This window comes from Ancylobacter aquaticus (genome assembly GCF_004339465.1).
Lineage (GTDB): Bacteria > Pseudomonadota > Alphaproteobacteria > Rhizobiales > Xanthobacteraceae > Ancylobacter > Ancylobacter aquaticus.
In genome coordinates, this window is record NZ_SMFY01000002.1 from 367,281 (window position 1) to 381,620 (window position 14,340).

General features: G+C 66.2%; 14 protein-coding genes and 1 tRNA gene. 9 read left to right on the plus strand and 6 right to left on the minus strand.

All coding sequences use genetic code 11. The features are described 5' to 3' along the window. Positions 1-89 precede the first annotated feature (89 nt). The 3 genes from EV667_RS11325 (at position 90) to EV667_RS11335 (ending at position 3,822) form a co-directional block, all read left to right on the plus strand. A complete protein-coding gene (locus EV667_RS11325) occupies positions 90-1,175 on the plus strand; it encodes a BMP family ABC transporter substrate-binding protein (protein ID WP_131835445.1) in 1,086 nt (361 codons plus the stop codon). 152 nt (positions 1,176-1,327) lie between these two features. After that, complete coding sequence (locus tag EV667_RS11330) at positions 1,328-2,608, plus strand: allantoate amidohydrolase (protein ID WP_131835446.1); 1,281 nt, start codon at positions 1,328-1,330, stop codon at positions 2,606-2,608. Then, a complete protein-coding gene (locus EV667_RS11335; RefSeq protein WP_131835447.1) occupies positions 2,605-3,822 on the plus strand; it encodes an ArgE/DapE family deacylase in 1,218 nt (405 codons plus the stop codon). Before EV667_RS11330 ends, EV667_RS11335 begins: the two co-directional genes overlap by 4 nt. A gap of 54 nt (positions 3,823-3,876) precedes the next feature. On the opposite strand, the gene rimO is transcribed toward EV667_RS11335, so the two are convergent. The 3 genes from rimO to EV667_RS11350 form a co-directional block, all read right to left on the minus strand. Next, positions 3,877-5,253 (minus strand): 30S ribosomal protein S12 methylthiotransferase RimO, encoded by a 1,377-nt coding sequence (gene rimO, locus EV667_RS11340; protein WP_131835448.1) that lies wholly within the window; start codon positions 5,251-5,253, stop codon positions 3,877-3,879. Positions 5,254-5,363: 110 nt separating this feature from the next. Next, on the minus strand, positions 5,364-5,693 hold the full coding sequence (hmuQ, locus tag EV667_RS11345; protein ID WP_131835449.1) for a heme-degrading protein HmuQ: 330 nt from the start codon (positions 5,691-5,693) through the stop codon (positions 5,364-5,366). Between the two features lie 148 nt (positions 5,694-5,841). Continuing rightward, on the minus strand, positions 5,842-6,411 hold the full coding sequence (locus EV667_RS11350; RefSeq protein WP_131835450.1) for a hypothetical protein: 570 nt from the start codon (positions 6,409-6,411) through the stop codon (positions 5,842-5,844). Positions 6,412-6,977: 566 nt separating this feature from the next. On the opposite strand from EV667_RS11350, the gene EV667_RS11355 reads away from it, so the two are divergent. Beyond that, complete coding sequence (locus EV667_RS11355; protein WP_131835451.1) at positions 6,978-7,253, plus strand: hypothetical protein; 276 nt, start codon at positions 6,978-6,980, stop codon at positions 7,251-7,253. A gap of 145 nt (positions 7,254-7,398) precedes the next feature. After that, positions 7,399-8,202, plus strand: coding sequence for a hypothetical protein (locus tag EV667_RS11360; RefSeq protein ID WP_131835452.1), 804 nt, complete (start codon positions 7,399-7,401; stop codon positions 8,200-8,202). Between the two features lie 63 nt (positions 8,203-8,265). On the opposite strand, the gene EV667_RS11365 is transcribed toward EV667_RS11360, so the two are convergent. Further along, on the minus strand, positions 8,266-9,159 hold the full coding sequence (locus EV667_RS11365) for a LysR family transcriptional regulator (RefSeq protein ID WP_131835453.1): 894 nt from the start codon (positions 9,157-9,159) through the stop codon (positions 8,266-8,268). Between the two features lie 118 nt (positions 9,160-9,277). On the opposite strand from EV667_RS11365, the gene EV667_RS11370 reads away from it, so the two are divergent. The 4 genes from EV667_RS11370 to EV667_RS11385 all read left to right on the plus strand — a co-directional run bounded on the left by EV667_RS11370 (position 9,278) and on the right by EV667_RS11385 (position 12,919). Next, a complete protein-coding gene (locus EV667_RS11370; protein WP_131835454.1) occupies positions 9,278-9,994 on the plus strand; it encodes an SDR family oxidoreductase in 717 nt (238 codons plus the stop codon). Between the two features lie 11 nt (positions 9,995-10,005). Further along, positions 10,006-10,365 carry an Atu4866 domain-containing protein gene (locus EV667_RS11375; protein ID WP_131835455.1) on the plus strand — a complete coding sequence of 120 codons (360 nt, stop codon included), beginning with the start codon at positions 10,006-10,008 and terminating at the stop codon, positions 10,363-10,365. Between the two features lie 264 nt (positions 10,366-10,629). Next, positions 10,630-10,719 (plus strand) — tRNA-Ser (locus EV667_RS11380). Positions 10,720-10,900: 181 nt separating this feature from the next. Beyond that, positions 10,901-12,919: a mechanosensitive ion channel family protein gene (locus EV667_RS11385; RefSeq protein WP_131835456.1), complete on the plus strand. Its 2,019-nt coding sequence runs from the start codon at positions 10,901-10,903 to the stop codon at positions 12,917-12,919. 52 nt (positions 12,920-12,971) lie between these two features. Here EV667_RS11385 and EV667_RS11390 read toward each other — a convergent pair whose 3' ends face one another. Continuing rightward, positions 12,972-13,643 (minus strand): amino acid ABC transporter permease, encoded by a 672-nt coding sequence (locus tag EV667_RS11390; protein ID WP_131835457.1) that lies wholly within the window; start codon positions 13,641-13,643, stop codon positions 12,972-12,974. A gap of 14 nt (positions 13,644-13,657) precedes the next feature. Continuing rightward, positions 13,658-14,329 carry an amino acid ABC transporter permease gene (locus EV667_RS11395; RefSeq protein WP_131835458.1) on the minus strand — a complete coding sequence of 224 codons (672 nt, stop codon included), beginning with the start codon at positions 14,327-14,329 and terminating at the stop codon, positions 13,658-13,660. Positions 14,330-14,340 lie beyond the last annotated feature (11 nt).

Here is a 14,340-nt window from a genome sequence, read left to right on the forward strand (position 1 = left end):
CGGGTCGCGTCATGGCGGCCTCCCGGCGCGCGAGGCGGTCGCGCACGCTGGTGATCCTTCCGGCCGCGATTGATGGAGCGGAGACGTTCATGCGCAAGATTCTCTCCATGGCGGTGGCCATCGCCTCGGGGCTCGGCCTCGCTGGTGCCGGCCTGCCAGCCGCACAGGCGGCGGAAAAGCTGAAGGCGGCCTGGGTCTATGTCGGGCCGGTCGGCGATTTCGGCTGGTCGTACCAGCACGACCAGGGCCGCAAGGCGGTCGAGAAGGCGCTGGGCGACAAGGTGGAAACCACGTTCGTCGAGAATGTGGCCGAAGGCCCCGACGCCGAGCGCGTCATCGAGCAGTTGGCCCGGGCCGGCAACAAGCTGATCTTCACCACCTCCTTCGGCTTCATGGAGCCGACTCTCAAGGTGGCCAAGCGCCATCCCAACGTGATGTTCGAGCACGCCACCGGCTTCAAGCGGGCCAAGAACGTCTCCACCTACAACGCCAAGTTCCACGAGGGCCGCTACATCATTGGCCAGATCGCGGCGAAGATGTCGAAGACCGGGACGATCGGCTATATCGCCTCGTTCCCGATCCCCGAGGTCATTGCCGGCATCAACGCGATGATGCTCGGGGCGCAGTCGGTCAATCCCGACATGAAGATCAAGATCGTCTGGGTGAATTCCTGGTTCGACCCGGCCAAGGAATCCGACGCGGCAAAGGCGCTGATCGACCAGGGCGCCGACGTGATCGCCCAGCACACCGACAGCCCCGCCGCCATGCAGGCGGCCGAGGGGCGCGACGTGGTGGCGTTCGGCCAGTCCTCCGACATGATCAAGTTCGGCCCGGATTCGCAGCTCACCGCCATCGTCGACGACTGGTCGCCCTATTACATCGAGCGCACGCAGGCGGTGCTGGACGGCACCTGGACCTCCTCCGACGTCTGGGGCGGGATCAAGGATGGCGAGGTCGTCATGGCCCCCTACACCAACATGCCCGATGACGTGAAGAAGATGGCCGAGACGACGCAGGCGGCGATCGTCGCGGGCACGCTCCACCCCTTCAAGGGCCCGATCTCCAAGCAGGACGGCACGCTTGTGGTGAAGGAAGGCGAGGCGCTGGCCGACAAGGACATCCTTTCAATGAACTGGTACGTGAAGGGCATCGATGACAAGGTGCCCGGCCAATAGGCCCTTTAAGCAGGTCCTGACACTCGAACCGGACAGGCGGCGTGGGCTCCACGCCGCCCTCGTTGCCAAAGGTGGCGCCATATGCGATTGCGCTTGTGCAGGAGCGTGGCCCTCATGGCCGGCCGCGCGGCCGGAGGCGCAGTGTCGACCCTATGACGATCCCCGTGGATATCGCGGCTCTCAGCGCCCGCGCGGCGGCGATGATCGAGGCGCTCGGTGCGATCTCCTCGACGCCGGACAGTCTCACCCGTCTCTTCCTGACGCCCGAACACCGGCGCGCCGCAGATCTCGTCGCCGGCTGGATGGGCGAGGCCGGCCTCGGGGTCAGCGAGGATGCGCTCGGCACGGTGCGGGGCTCCTGGCATCCCGCCGGCCCGCAGGCGCCGCGCCTGCTCATCGGCTCGCACATCGACACGGTGGTGAATGGCGGCAAGTATGACGGCTCGCTGGGCGTCATTCTGGGCATTCTCGCCGTCGAGGCCGTCGCCCGGAGCGGGCTCGCGCCGGCCTATGGGATAGACGTGCTTGCCTTCGGCGACGAGGAGGGGACGCGCTTTCCCACCACGCTGTCCTCCTCGGCCGCCTGCGCCGGCGTGTTCCTGCCCTCCAGCCTCGACGCGCGGGATGGCGACGGCATCAGCCTCGCCGAGGCGCTTCGGGCCTATGGCACGAATCCCGACGACATCGCCGCGAGCGCCTATGACCCCTCGCGCGTGCTCGCCTATATCGAGGCGCATATCGAGCAGGGGCCGGTGCTGGAGGCCGAGGGCGTGCCGCTCGGCGTCGTCACCGCCATTGCCGGCGCCTCGCGCCTGTCCGTCACCGTCACCGGCGAGGCCGGCCATGCGGGCACTGTTCCCATGCGCCTGCGCCGCGACGCGCTTGCCGGCGCCGCCGAGATGGCGCTCGCCATCGAGCGCCTCGCCCGCGCCGGCACGGATGGCATGGTGGCCACCGTCGGGCGCATGCATGTCGAGCCCGGCTCGGTCAATGTCATCCCGTCGCGCGTGGTATTCACCGTCGATCTGCGCTCGGCATCGGACGCTTCCCGCCGCGCGGCGCTGACGCAGTTCGGGCGGGACGCGCACCGCATTGCCGAGCAGCGCGGCCTCGGCGTGGTCATTTCAGCCTTTCACGAGGTGGCGACCGTGCCGTGCTACCGGGATATTCAGCTGCGGCTGAGCGATGCCGTCTCCACGCTCGGCCAGCGCGCGCCCTTGCTGCCCTCCGGCGCCGGCCATGACGGGCAGGCCATGGCCAAGCTCTGCCCGGTCGGCATGCTGTTCGTCCGCTGCAAGGGTGGCATCAGCCACAACCCGGCGGAATATGCGTCGCCCGAGGACATGGGGATGGCGGCGGCCGCGCTCATCCGTTTCATCGAGCGATTTCAACAGCCCCCTTTCAATGGCGGCACAAGCGGAGCACGAATGTGAGCAGTTCCGGCGACGACGACAGTCTGGCGCGCGAGGTCGATTTCCTCAAGGCGCTGGTGCGCGTACCCAGCGACAACCCGCCGGGCGACTGCGCGCCCCATGCTGAGATTGCCGGACGGCTGCTCGAAGAGCTGGGCTTCGAGGTGGAACGCCACGCGGTGCCGGAGCCCTATGTGCTGGCGCATGGGATGAAATCCGTCGTCAACCTCATCGTCCGAGAGCGCTTCGGCAGCGGCAACGGGCCAGTGATCGCGCTCAACTCCCATGGCGACGTGGTGCCCCCCGGCGAGGGCTGGACCTATGATCCCTACGGCGCCGAAGAGCGGGGCGGGGCGATCTACGGGCGCGGCGCGGCGGTGTCGAAATCCGACTTTGCCACCTATGCCTTCGCGCTGCTGGCGCTGAAGGAACGGCCGGAAGACCTCGACGGTACGGTCGAACTGCATTTCACCTATGACGAGGAAGCCGGCGGCTTTGTCGGCCCGCAATGGCTGCTGGAGCACGGGATCAGCAAGCCGGACCTCGCCATCTCGGCCGGCTTCTCCTATGCCGTCGTGATCGCCCATAATGGCGCCCTGCACCTGGAAATCGTGGTGCGCGGCAAGCAGGCGCACGCCGCGATGCCGGAGACCGGGGCAGACGCGCTGGAGGCCGCGACCGGCATTCTCGACGCGATCTATGCCGAGCGCCGCCGCCTCAACGGCATCACCAGCGCAACGCCCGGAATCGGGTCGCCCAAGATCACGGTGGGGCTGATCTCCGGCGGCATCAACACCAATGTGGTGCCCGACCGCATCGTCATGCGCGTCGACCGGCGGCTGACGCCGGAAGAGGATGGGGTGAGCGTCGAGGCGGAACTGCATGCGCTGGTGGAACGCGCGGTCGCCGGCCGCGCGGGCATCGAGGTCGAATGCCGCCGCATCATCCTCGCCGAGCCGCTGCGCACGCTGCCGGGCACCGAGCGGCTGGTGGAGACGATCCAGAAGCACGCGGCCGTGGTGCTGGGCGAGACACCGCCGGCCACCGCCGTACCGCTCTACACGGATGCACGCCACTACACGGCGGCGGGGATCCCGACCGTGCTCTACGGCGCCGGGCCCCGCTCCATTCTGGAGGCCAACGCCCATGCCGCCGACGAGCATGTGCGGATCAGCGACCTCAAGGCCGCCACGCAGGTGATCGAAGCCACGCTGCGGGATCTGCTGAAACCGTGAGACGGGAGGGCGCCGCTGACCTGCTGCGGCGCCTCCTGCGATAGCGCTGGGAGCTCAGTACCCCACCGCCGTGCCGTGCAGGTCATAGGCGTCGGCGCGCTCGATCTTGACGGTGACGATCTCGCCGACGCGCAGCGGACGGCGCGCCGCGACATGGACCACGCCGTCGATTTCCGGCGCGTCCGCCTTGGAGCGGCCGACCGCGACGGTGGGGCCGACCTTGTCGATGATGACCTGTTGGCGGCTGCCCACCTTGCGCTTGAGGCGGCGTGCGCTGACGCGCTGCTGCACTTCCATGAAGCGCTTCCAGCGCTCCTCCTTCACCTCGTCGGGGACCATCTGCGCGCCCAGCTCATTGGCGGGAGCGCCGGCGACCGGCTCATATTTGAAGCAGCCGACACGGTCGAGTTCCGCCTCTTCGAGGAACGAGATCAGTTCCTCGAACTCGGCATCGGTCTCGCCGGGGAAGCCGACGATGAAGGTGGAACGCAGGGTGAGGTCCGGGCAGGCCGCCCGCCAGGCCAAGACGCGCGCCAGCGTCTTCTCGTTGGAAGCCGGGCGCTTCATGCGCTTCAGCACGGTGGGGGAGGCGTGCTGGAAGGGAATGTCGAGATAGGGGAGGATGACACCCTCGGCCATCAGGCCGATCACTTCGTCGACATGGGGATAGGGGTAGACATAGTGCATCCGCACCCAGGCCCCGAGCGTGCCGAGTTCGCGCGCGAGGTCGAAGAAGCGGGTGCGGACCTCGCGCGTCTCTCCCTGGCGGTCCTTCCACTGGCTCGGCGCGTAGCGCAAATCGATGCCATAGGCGGACGTATCCTGCGAGATGACGAGGAGTTCCTTCACCCCGGCATTCACCAGCCGTTCCGCCTCGCGCAGCACATCGCCCGCCGGCCGGCTGACGAGATCGCCGCGCAGCTTGGGGATGATGCAGAAGGTGCAGCGATTGCTGCAACCCTCGGAAATCTTGAGGTAGGCATAGTGGCGCGGGGTGAGCTTGATGCCCTGCGGCGGCACCAAGTCGACGAAGGGATCGTGCTGCGGCGGCACCGCCTGGTGAACGGCGGCCAGCACGCTCTCATATTGCTGCGGCCCGGTGACGGCGAGCACACCGGGATGCACGTCGCGAATCTGCTCGGGCTCGGCGCCCATGCAGCCGGTGACGATGACCTTGCCGTTCTCCTTCAGCGCATCGCCGATGGCGGCGAGGCTTTCCGCCTTGGCACTGTCGAGAAAGCCGCAGGTATTGACGATCACGAGGTCGGCGCCCTGGTGATGGCGCGACAGCTCATAGCCTTCCGAGCGCAGGCTGGTGATGATGCGTTCGCTGTCGACCAGCGCCTTCGGGCAGCCGAGCGAGACGAAGGAGATGCGCGGCGCCTCACCGCGCGCGGGGGAGAGGGCGTCGGGGGACGCGATGTCAACCATGATCGGAAGGGTACCCGGCATTTCAGGATCGCGAGGCGTTACGGCACGCCGCACCATCCGTCAACTGCGCCGGGCGCGCGGCCGCCATGCCGCGCCCCCGAGGCGGGCTTTCAGGCCGCCTGATCTTCCACCGATTGGGCGAGGACGCTGTCGAACAGTTCGACCTCGGGATGGCCGAGATAGAGCGGCTTGTTGGCACCCGTGCTGCCATGGGCCTTGCGGAATGCCTCGGAGCGCGTCCACGCCTCGAAATCCGCCCGCGACGCCCATTGCGAGTGCGAGGCGTAGAGCGTGTGGTCGTCCTTGGTGGCGCCGCGCAGCAGATGGAAGGTCTTGAAGCCCGGCACGGTCTTCAAATGGCTGTCGCGCTCACGCCAGACGGTCTCGAAATCGGCTTCCGACCCGAGCTTTACCTTGAAGCGGTTCATTGCGAGAAACATGGCGCACTCCTGTGTTGACCGGCGCAGCACACTTACCCCAATGGCCCCGCAAGGTCGATGCGGCGGAACGCCGGAAGAAGAACAGACAAAAAAAGGGGCGGCTCGCGCCGCCCGCCAATATCCTGGAGAGACACTTCCGGGACAGGGCTTATTTCAGCTTGTCGACATCGATGCCGAAGGTGACAGCGCCGATCGCGACGTCCTTATCGGAAATGGTGACGCTGACCTGGGCGATCTTCTTGCCATCATCTTCCTCGACCTTGTCGACGAAGATGGCGTCAGGGCCGACGCCGTAGGACTTCTGCCACTTCGCCTCGTCGCCCTGCCAGAGGTCCGACGTGCCGTCGGTCTGGCCGACATTAAGGCCGCGATTGTCCATCACGAAGGCCTCGGTGATCACGCCGCCGGACGCTTCCTTCTTCTCGATCAGGAATTCCGACAGCTTGTTCTTGCGAACGGGATCGACCACCGCCGGGTCCTTGGCGACCCACGCCTTGTCCAGCGCGATGATGTCTTCCTGCATCAGCCGCTTGTGCTTCTTGTTCGCCTCGACGATGGCGGCGATCACCACCGGATCGCTGAGCCAGGGCGTGATGCTCTTCTGCACATAGGCCGTCGCCGGCTTCACATGCGCGGCCTCATCCTGCGCGAAGGCGGGGGCAACACTGAGAATGCTCGCCGCCGCGGCGAGCGCGACGAACCTGCTGTGAATGTTCATTGGCGTTTCCTCCTCATGGACGGTCTTCTGCCGCCCACGACTAACGTAGCATGGTGTAACGATGGAAACGCAAGAGGTATTCGACGCTGCAAAGCAGCATGAATAATCCTCTGAATTCGCACAAGCGAAATATTTCGAGCGACTATAGTATAGATTTTACTAGAGAACCGTAATTGACAACATACACATCCCCTCCCAGTCGCGCCTGGCACCGCCGTCGCCGCGATCAAGGTCGCCTTGGGTGACGAAGGGGAAGAAACACCATCCACCGGCAACACTAAGCATCTGAGCTGATGAGATGCCCCTGCGATTACCAGTGGCAGCATCCTGGAATGCCGCATTCCATGTACGATGTTCCGTATTCTTCATGGAGGACAACACGCCTTCACGTAAAAGTGCGCCCCATGAGACGCCATATTCGGCAGCCTATGCCGCAAGCGTGCCCAGATACTTCTTGACTGCGTCATTTAAGTGCCAAAATCGGCAGCCTAGGATGTGCCTGCCCGTGGAGGGAGACGGCCCCACCCCGACGGGTTTCACAAAAGGCCGAAAACGGGAGGTTCTACATGACCAACATTGTTGAAGGACCCGCCTTTCGCCCCGAGCCGGTTCATGTGCTGATCGGCCAGGAAGACATCACCATCGACTCGCTGGACGACGCCATCGGCTTCATCCGCTCGCTGCGCAACGACCGGCTCGGCCGTTTCGCGGAGATGCTGCTGACGCAGCTGGAATCGGCCCGCATTCCGCAGCAGAAGAGCGATGCCTGGGTCGCGTTTTCCACCTGGACCGAGGCCTGCCATCTGCGCAATGACGCGCGTCACTGGAGCCGGGCCGCGTAAGGCGGGGATCGGTTGCGCAGGCGGGGGCGGGGGGACTTATGCGCTCCCCGCGCGCCCGCATCGCGCCAAAGCGGATGGCGGCGGCCGCAGCCTTGCGGTAAGCGTGCAAGCGGGGATGAGCGTTTCTTAACGTCGAGCAACCGTCTTGAAGCCTGTCACTGCTGCCTTCGCCGCGCTTGCCGTCGGCGCCACCCTTGTCGCCCTGCCGGCGCACGCCCAGTCTCCGGGCGGCCAGCCCCCGGGACGTCAGGCACAGCCGGTGCCGGCTGTCCCGCCGGGAGATGCAGACGAAGCGCCGCCCGCGGCCATCGCGCCGCCCGTCGTCCTGTTGCTCGACGGGCTCGGGGTCTATGTCGAGAGCGACTATATCGGCGTCTCCGCCCTGACCCGACCGCTGGCCCGCCAGGGCTTCCAGACCCGCACCGATTCGCATCTGATGATGAAGACCAAGGGGATCGTTCCCGACGTCATCATCGGCCATTCCATGGGTGGCGAGACGGCCTTGCGCTACGCTACCGAACTGGCGCGCGCGGGCTACAAGCCACCAATGGTCATCACCATCGACGCGGCGCCGGCCCCGCCGGCCTGCACCGTGCCGCGCTGCGTGAACATTGCCGGCCCCGGCTTCACCCGGGTGCGCGGCGCCCGCAACATCAGCGCGTGGGACGCTGGCGCGCGCTTTCGCAACCATGCGCAGTTACCCACTCACCCGGCGGTGCAGGAGCTCATCCTGAAGGAAACCGGCAGTTGGATGAACGAGTGGAAAGCGAGCCGACTGAAGGTCGCACGAACGGCCCCCAAGACGGCGCGCGCTCCCCGCGCGGCGGAACCCACCCCCCAGCCGCCCCGGGCAACGGTGCCAGCGCTGCCGAAGATGTGGACGGCGCCGAGTTGGTCTGTTCCCGACTGGGCAGTGCCGAGTTGGCCCGGCGCTCGCCAGGGCGGCTGACCGCGCCGGCACTGGCTCGGCCGCGAGGCCAGCAGGCGAACGCAAAGGGGAGGAACGACGCCCTCAATCCCCTCTCTCCCTGAAATGATCGATCAGCGCTCGCAGCTTGGGCGCGAGATTGCCGCGGTTGGGGTAGTAGAGATAGAAGCCCGCAAAAGGCGGGCAATAGGCATCCAGGATCGGCACCAACTCGCCCCGCGCGACGAAGGGCCTGAACGTTTCTTCCATGCCGAAGGTGATGCCGGCCCCGGCCAAGGCGAGCTTGATCATCAGCGCCATGTCGTTGGTGGTGATCTCCGGCGCCACCGCCACCGCGAAATCTTTCCCGCCCTCGGTAAACTCCCAGCGATAGGGCGCCACTTTCGGTGCCGGCCGCCAGCCGATGCAGCGATGCCCGGCGAGGTCGCGCGGATGCTGGGGGGCGCCGGCGCGCGCGAAATAGCCGGGCGAGCCCACCACGGTCTGGCGCTGCGGGCCCGAAACCGGCACGGCGATCATGTCCTGCTCGATCACCTCGCCTAGCCGCACCCCGGCGTCGAACCCCTCGGCGACGATGTCGAACTCCTCGTCCGTCACCGTGATGTCGATCTGGATGTCGGGATAGGCAGCGGCAAATCCCGCCAGCAGCGGCCCGGCGAGAAACCGTTCGGCGATGGACGAGACAGCGAGTCGCAACTGCCCGCGCGGCCGCCCGGCAAGCTCGCCCGTGCCCTCCACGGCGGCATGGATCTCGGCAATGGCCGGTGCCAGCGCGGCGTTGAGCCGCTCGCCCGCCTCGGTGAGGCTGACGCTGCGCGTGGTGCGCCGAACGAGCGCCATGCCCAGCGTTGCTTCGAGCCGACCGATGGTCTGGCTCACCGCCGAGCGCGTCACGCCCAGACGGTCGGCGGTGGCGCGGAAGCTGCGCTCCTGCGCCACCAGGGTGAACACCGCCAGCGCGTTGAGATCCGCCGTCATTGGTAAGTTAGCCTTTCCACTGTGTCACGACAGGCGCGGCTTATCACGACAATGCCCACTCGCTACCTTCCTGCCAACGCCAAACCAACGCGAAAGCGATCAACAAAGGAGCAGTGAGATGGGCCTCGATAAAGTGGTTCTGATTACAGGCGCGTCCAGCGGCATCGGCGCCGGCATCGCCCGCGAACTCGGCCTGGCCGGCGCCCGGCTGGCGCTGGGCGCGCGACGGACCGACCGCCTCGACACCCTGGCCGCCGAGATCGGCGGGGAGGTGCTGACCCGCCGTCTCGACGTCACCGACCGGCAGGACGTCGCCGCCTTCGTCGAGGCCGCCCGCCAGCGCTATGGACGGGTCGACGTCATCATCAACAATGCCGGCATCATGCCGCTTTCGCTCATGGCCTCGCTCAAGGTGGAGGAATGGGATCGGATGATCGACGTCAACATCAAGGGCGTGCTCTACGGCATCGCCGCCGTGCTGCCGGAAATGACGGCACGCGGCTCCGGTCACATCGTCAACATCGCCTCCATCGGCGCGCTCTCGGTGGCGCCGACGGCAGCGGTCTATTGCGCGACGAAATATGCCGTGCGCGCCATCTCCGACGGGCTGCGACAGGAAAACGACCGGCTCCGCGTCACCTGCATCCATCCCGGCGTGGTGGAGAGCGAACTGGCCGACACCATCACCGACCCCGCCGCCGCGCAGGCGATGAGATCCTATCGCGCCATCGCCCTGACCCCCGATGCGATCGGCCGGGCGGTGCGCTTCGTGCTCGAACAGCCGGACGATGTCGATGTGAGCGAGATCGTCGTCCGTCCCACCGCCAGCACCTGAGGAGGCACGCGATGAAACCAATTCCGCAGGCGCTGCTGCTCGCCGCGCTCATAGCGTCACCCTTCCTCCCGTCCCTCGCCGGAGCCGATCCCGCCATGACGCAGACCCATGCCGCGCAGACGCAGCCCGACAAGAGCCACCCCTATGTCGGCATGTGGGTGACGCCCGATGGCCATATCCGGCACGAACTCCTGCCCAATGGCCGCTATGATGAGGCGCGCGGCACCCGGCAGAGCGCCTATCGCGGCCGCTACGAAGTGCGTGGCACGCATATCGACTATTGGGACGACACAGGCTTCACCGCCGACGGCACCTTCGTCGACGCCAACACGCTGCACCATGGCGGCATGGTCTTCCGCCGGGTGGACTGAGGGCGCGCGGCCCGCGCCCAGTCTCGCCATCGGCACCCGCCATCTTGACGAACAGAGCCCGACTGGGGCATGGCTCGCCAGCGATCGCGCGCGGGGTCGAGCGGGCAGGGCTTGCCCATCGAAGGACAGGTCTCCCACCGGCCAGCGCCGCCCCAACCGGGCGTGGCGCAGGCCGGAACCGGGAGAGTGCCCGGCACCTCCCAGGTGCCCGTCCCCGACCGGCATCGCCGCCCGGACCGGCCCGATCGAGGCGGTGCGAGGCAAGGAAGGGTGGCCGAGTGGTTTAAGGCAGCGGTCTTGAAAACCGCCGTGGGTGCAAGCCCACCGTGGGTTCGAATCCCACCCCTTCCGCCAAATATTTTATCAAAGCATTGATCTATAACGAATTAGCGGCCGGCCGCGGCCGTCAGCCCCCTCATTTTACCCCGCTTTTCTAACGCCTTGCCGAGTGCCTGGCCCCGGGAAGAACTCCCAGGCGCCGGCGCCGGACTGAAAGCAGATAGTCGGCTTGGACCCACTTCTTCGACGTTCACCCGTGGCCTCGGAACGCCGATGGTCTCTCTATGCTTGCCGGCGCCGCCGAAAAAACGGATGGTTGGGTCAGCCTTCTTCAATGAAGGAATGTGAGCGTTGCCTTGGGGTCACGGCATTGAGACTGGTCGGCGCCGACATCCAGCCGCTTCGTGTCCCTCAAATCGGCCGGTTATCCAAAATCGTTGCGGCGGTGCTGCCGGCGGAGGATCGGTGTGCGTGTGTCGCCTCCGGGGCCGTGCCGGAAGCCGGCCGGAACCATCGGGGGCGCGGACCAGAGCTGGATGTGGAAGCGCCCTCCAGGCGCAAGTCGGAAGATAATGTGACCGGCCTGAACTGGCTGCGACTGTTCTGCCGTGTGTTGATCGTATGGGCTCTGGTTCTTGGCGGAGCGTCCGTCACTTCGGCCCAGACCGCTTCGACGGAGGCCCAGACCTTTTCGCCGGACGCGATCGACGAGTCCTTTCCGCTGCGGGCCGCCGACACGTCCAGCCCACGCGACACTCTGAGCACCTTCATCCGGGACTTTCGCAACAGCGCGGAAGCCTGGCGCAGCGGCAAGAGCCGTGACGTGATCGACCGCGCACTGGCGCGCGCACGCGACACGATCGATTTCAGCGCGATTCCCACACTCGGCTACAGTGCCACCACCCTCATCGACATGGCGCTGCTCAGCGAGGTGCTCGACCGGGTCGAACTCCCGCCCTTGGAGCAGATCCCCGGCGATGCCGATCTCGCGGCCGGCAAGGACGAAGAACTGACGCGTTGGGTGATCCCCAATACCAAGCTCGAGATCGTGAAGATCACCGAGGGGGCGCGCGCCGGCGAATATCTGTTCTCGAAGGAAACGGTCGCGGACCTTCGCACCTATTACGACCTCGCCAAGGACGTTCCCTACCGGCCCAACGCTCTTGTCGGCATCTATGAGGACGTGCTGTCGAGTCCAGGCGACTGGGTGCCCGAGAGCTTCCGCGACAGGCTGCCTGCCTGGGCGATCTTCGTCGCCGCCGGCCATGCCGTCTGGCAATGGATAGCCTTGGCGGTCCTGATGGCCCTGTGCCTGCCGCTCGTGGCGCTCATCATGCGGGCCGGCATCAACTGGGACGGCAGGCGAGGCTCGGCCAGCCCATGGCTCCGCTTTGGCACGCCAGCCGCGTTGATCCTCGTCGTCGGCCTGGCCGAGGTGTTTGAGAATCTCGCCGAGAATGTCGTCGGCCTTCTCGAACTCCCTATGGAGATCATCAGCTTCCTGGTCCTCGCCGTTGAGGCGGTGGGCCTCGCCTGGCTGGTCTTCGTGCTGTCGAACCGGCTCGCCGACGCGATCGGCGGGCTGGGAAACGGATCCGACGGGCACCCCCATCTCGACGCCGCGATGACAAGGATGCTGTTCCGCCTGATCAGCCTTGTTTTCATCATCCTGCTGGTCGCCGCTGCGACCAGCCGAATCGGCCTGCCGATCGCACCCCTGGTGGCGGGTCTCGGCGCTGGCGGTCTCGCAATCGCCCTGGCGGTGCGGCCCACTCTGGAGAACATCATCGGCGGGCTGACGCTTTTCGCCGACCGGCCCGTGAGGGTTGGTGATTTCTGCCGCTACGGGGACGATTTCGGCACGGTCGAGCAGATCGGGCTGCGCTCTACGCGCATCCGCACCTTGGAACAGAGCCTGGTCACCGTTCCAAACAGCGAATTCTCGCAAATGCATCTCGACAATTTCACCGGGCGCCGCACCCGCCTTTTGCAGACCCTGCTGCATATCGGCCATGGCACCGCGCCCGAGCAGATGCGCCTCTTGCTCACCCAGATCCGCGCTCTACTGAGCGCCGATCCGCTGGTGGTGGGCGACTCTTCCTATGTCCACTTCGTCGGCTACGGCGCCTCCTCGAAGGATATCGAGGTCTTCGCCTATCTCAGGTGCGAAGACGAGCACAGCTTCATGGCGGCACGGGAAAATCTGCTCCTCAGCATCGAGGAAATCGTCCAGCGCGTCGATGCCGGCTTCGCCGTTCGGGGCGGAACGGCTTAGTTAGCCATGACTGAAAGCCGGCTCGCCGGGGAGGCGGCGCTTGGGAGAGCATCTACAGCCGCATGCGGGCGAGATAGCCGCGCTCGTAGAAGGAAACGATGCGCGTCACCGAAAAGGCGATGACGAAATAGATCAACGCCGTGGCGGTCAGGATCTCGATCGGTCGGGCGGTGGCGTCGGCGATCATCTGGCCCTGATACATCAGGTCGGCCATGCCGACGGCAGAGACGAGCGCGCTTTCCTTGAACAGCGTCACGCAATTGGACAGCAGCGTCGGCACGGCGCGCAGCACGGTCTGCGGAAGGATCACATAGGGCACGCTCACCCGCGCCGGCAGGCCGAGAGCGACGCAGGCGTCGCGCTGCTCCGCGCCGATGGCCTTGAGCGCCGCGCGAAAGCTCTCGCTCGAAATGGCGCCCATGTAGAGAGAGAGGGTCAGCACGGTGGAGAACACATTGCCCAGCTCCACGCCGAGGATGGCCGGCAGGCAAAAGAAGAACCAGAATAGCTGGATCAGCACCGGCGTGCCGCGGAAGATCTCCACATACGTCGTGACGATCACCTTCAGCACCGGATGGCCGGCCTGGCGCACCACGCTCACCACGAAGCCGATGGTGAGGCCGAAGACGAGGCCGAGCGCGGTGAAATGCAGCGTGTTGCCGAGGCCGACGGACAGGGCCAGGCGATAATCCCACAGGAAGCCGAGGGCGGCGGTGATATCCATGTCGTCCTTCCCCCTCAGGCCAGGCGCGAGCGCAGGCGCCGCTCGCACAGGCCCACGACCTGCGAGAGAGGGACCGAGAGCGCGAAATAGATGAAGGCGACCGTGGTGTAGATCTCGATCGGGCGGTAGGTCTGGGTGGCCAGCGTCTTGCCCTCATACATGAGGTCGGCAATCGCCACGATCGCCACCAGCGATGTCTGCTGTAGCAGGCCGATTGTGTTGGTCAGCAGCACGGGGATCGCCATCAGCACCGCCTGCGGCAGGATGACGAACAGTGTCTTCTTCAGCGGAGACAGGCCGAGCGCGGTGCAGGCGTCGTAATGCGAAGAGGGAATGGCCTGGATCGCGGCGCGGTAGGCCTCGGCATTGAAGGCCGTGATGTTCATGCCCAGTGCGAGGATGGCCATGTAGAACGGATCGTAGAAAACCCCGAAGAAGAACGGCACGCAGTAGAAAATCCAGATGATCTGGACCAGCGCGGGCGTGCAGCGGAACACCTCTATGAAGCCGATCGCCACCCAGCGCAGCGGCGCGATGCGGCTCATCACCATCTGGCAGACGAGAAAGCCGCCGACGAGGCCGATGACGGCGCAGATCGCTGTGAGCTGCAGCGTGACAGCGAGCCCGGCCATCAGCGGGTCCCAGTTCGCCGCGATGACCGAGAAGTCCCAGGTATAACGACCCATCGTCTCCACTC

Bases quoted from the DNA above. Each gene is read 5' to 3' on its own strand.
- EV667_RS11325 (WP_131835445.1), top strand. From the start codon at position 90: ATGCGCAAGATTCTCTCCATGGCGGTGGCCATCGCCTCGGGGCTCGGC.
- EV667_RS11330 (WP_131835446.1), top strand. From the start codon at position 1,328: ATGACGATCCCCGTGGATATCGCGGCTCTCAGCGCCCGCGCGGCGGCG.
- rimO (WP_131835448.1), bottom strand. From the start codon at position 5,253: ATGGTTGACATCGCGTCCCCCGACGCCCTCTCCCCCGCGCGCGGTGAG.
- hmuQ (WP_131835449.1), bottom strand. From the start codon at position 5,693: ATGTTTCTCGCAATGAACCGCTTCAAGGTAAAGCTCGGGTCGGAAGCC.
- EV667_RS11350 (WP_131835450.1), bottom strand. From the start codon at position 6,411: ATGAACATTCACAGCAGGTTCGTCGCGCTCGCCGCGGCGGCGAGCATT.
- EV667_RS11355 (WP_131835451.1), top strand. From the start codon at position 6,978: ATGACCAACATTGTTGAAGGACCCGCCTTTCGCCCCGAGCCGGTTCAT.
- EV667_RS11365 (WP_131835453.1), bottom strand. From the start codon at position 9,159: ATGACGGCGGATCTCAACGCGCTGGCGGTGTTCACCCTGGTGGCGCAG.
- EV667_RS11370 (WP_131835454.1), top strand. From the start codon at position 9,278: ATGGGCCTCGATAAAGTGGTTCTGATTACAGGCGCGTCCAGCGGCATC.
- EV667_RS11375 (WP_131835455.1), top strand. From the start codon at position 10,006: ATGAAACCAATTCCGCAGGCGCTGCTGCTCGCCGCGCTCATAGCGTCA.
- EV667_RS11390 (WP_131835457.1), bottom strand. From the start codon at position 13,643: ATGGATATCACCGCCGCCCTCGGCTTCCTGTGGGATTATCGCCTGGCC.
- EV667_RS11395 (WP_131835458.1), bottom strand. From the start codon at position 14,329: ATGGGTCGTTATACCTGGGACTTCTCGGTCATCGCGGCGAACTGGGAC.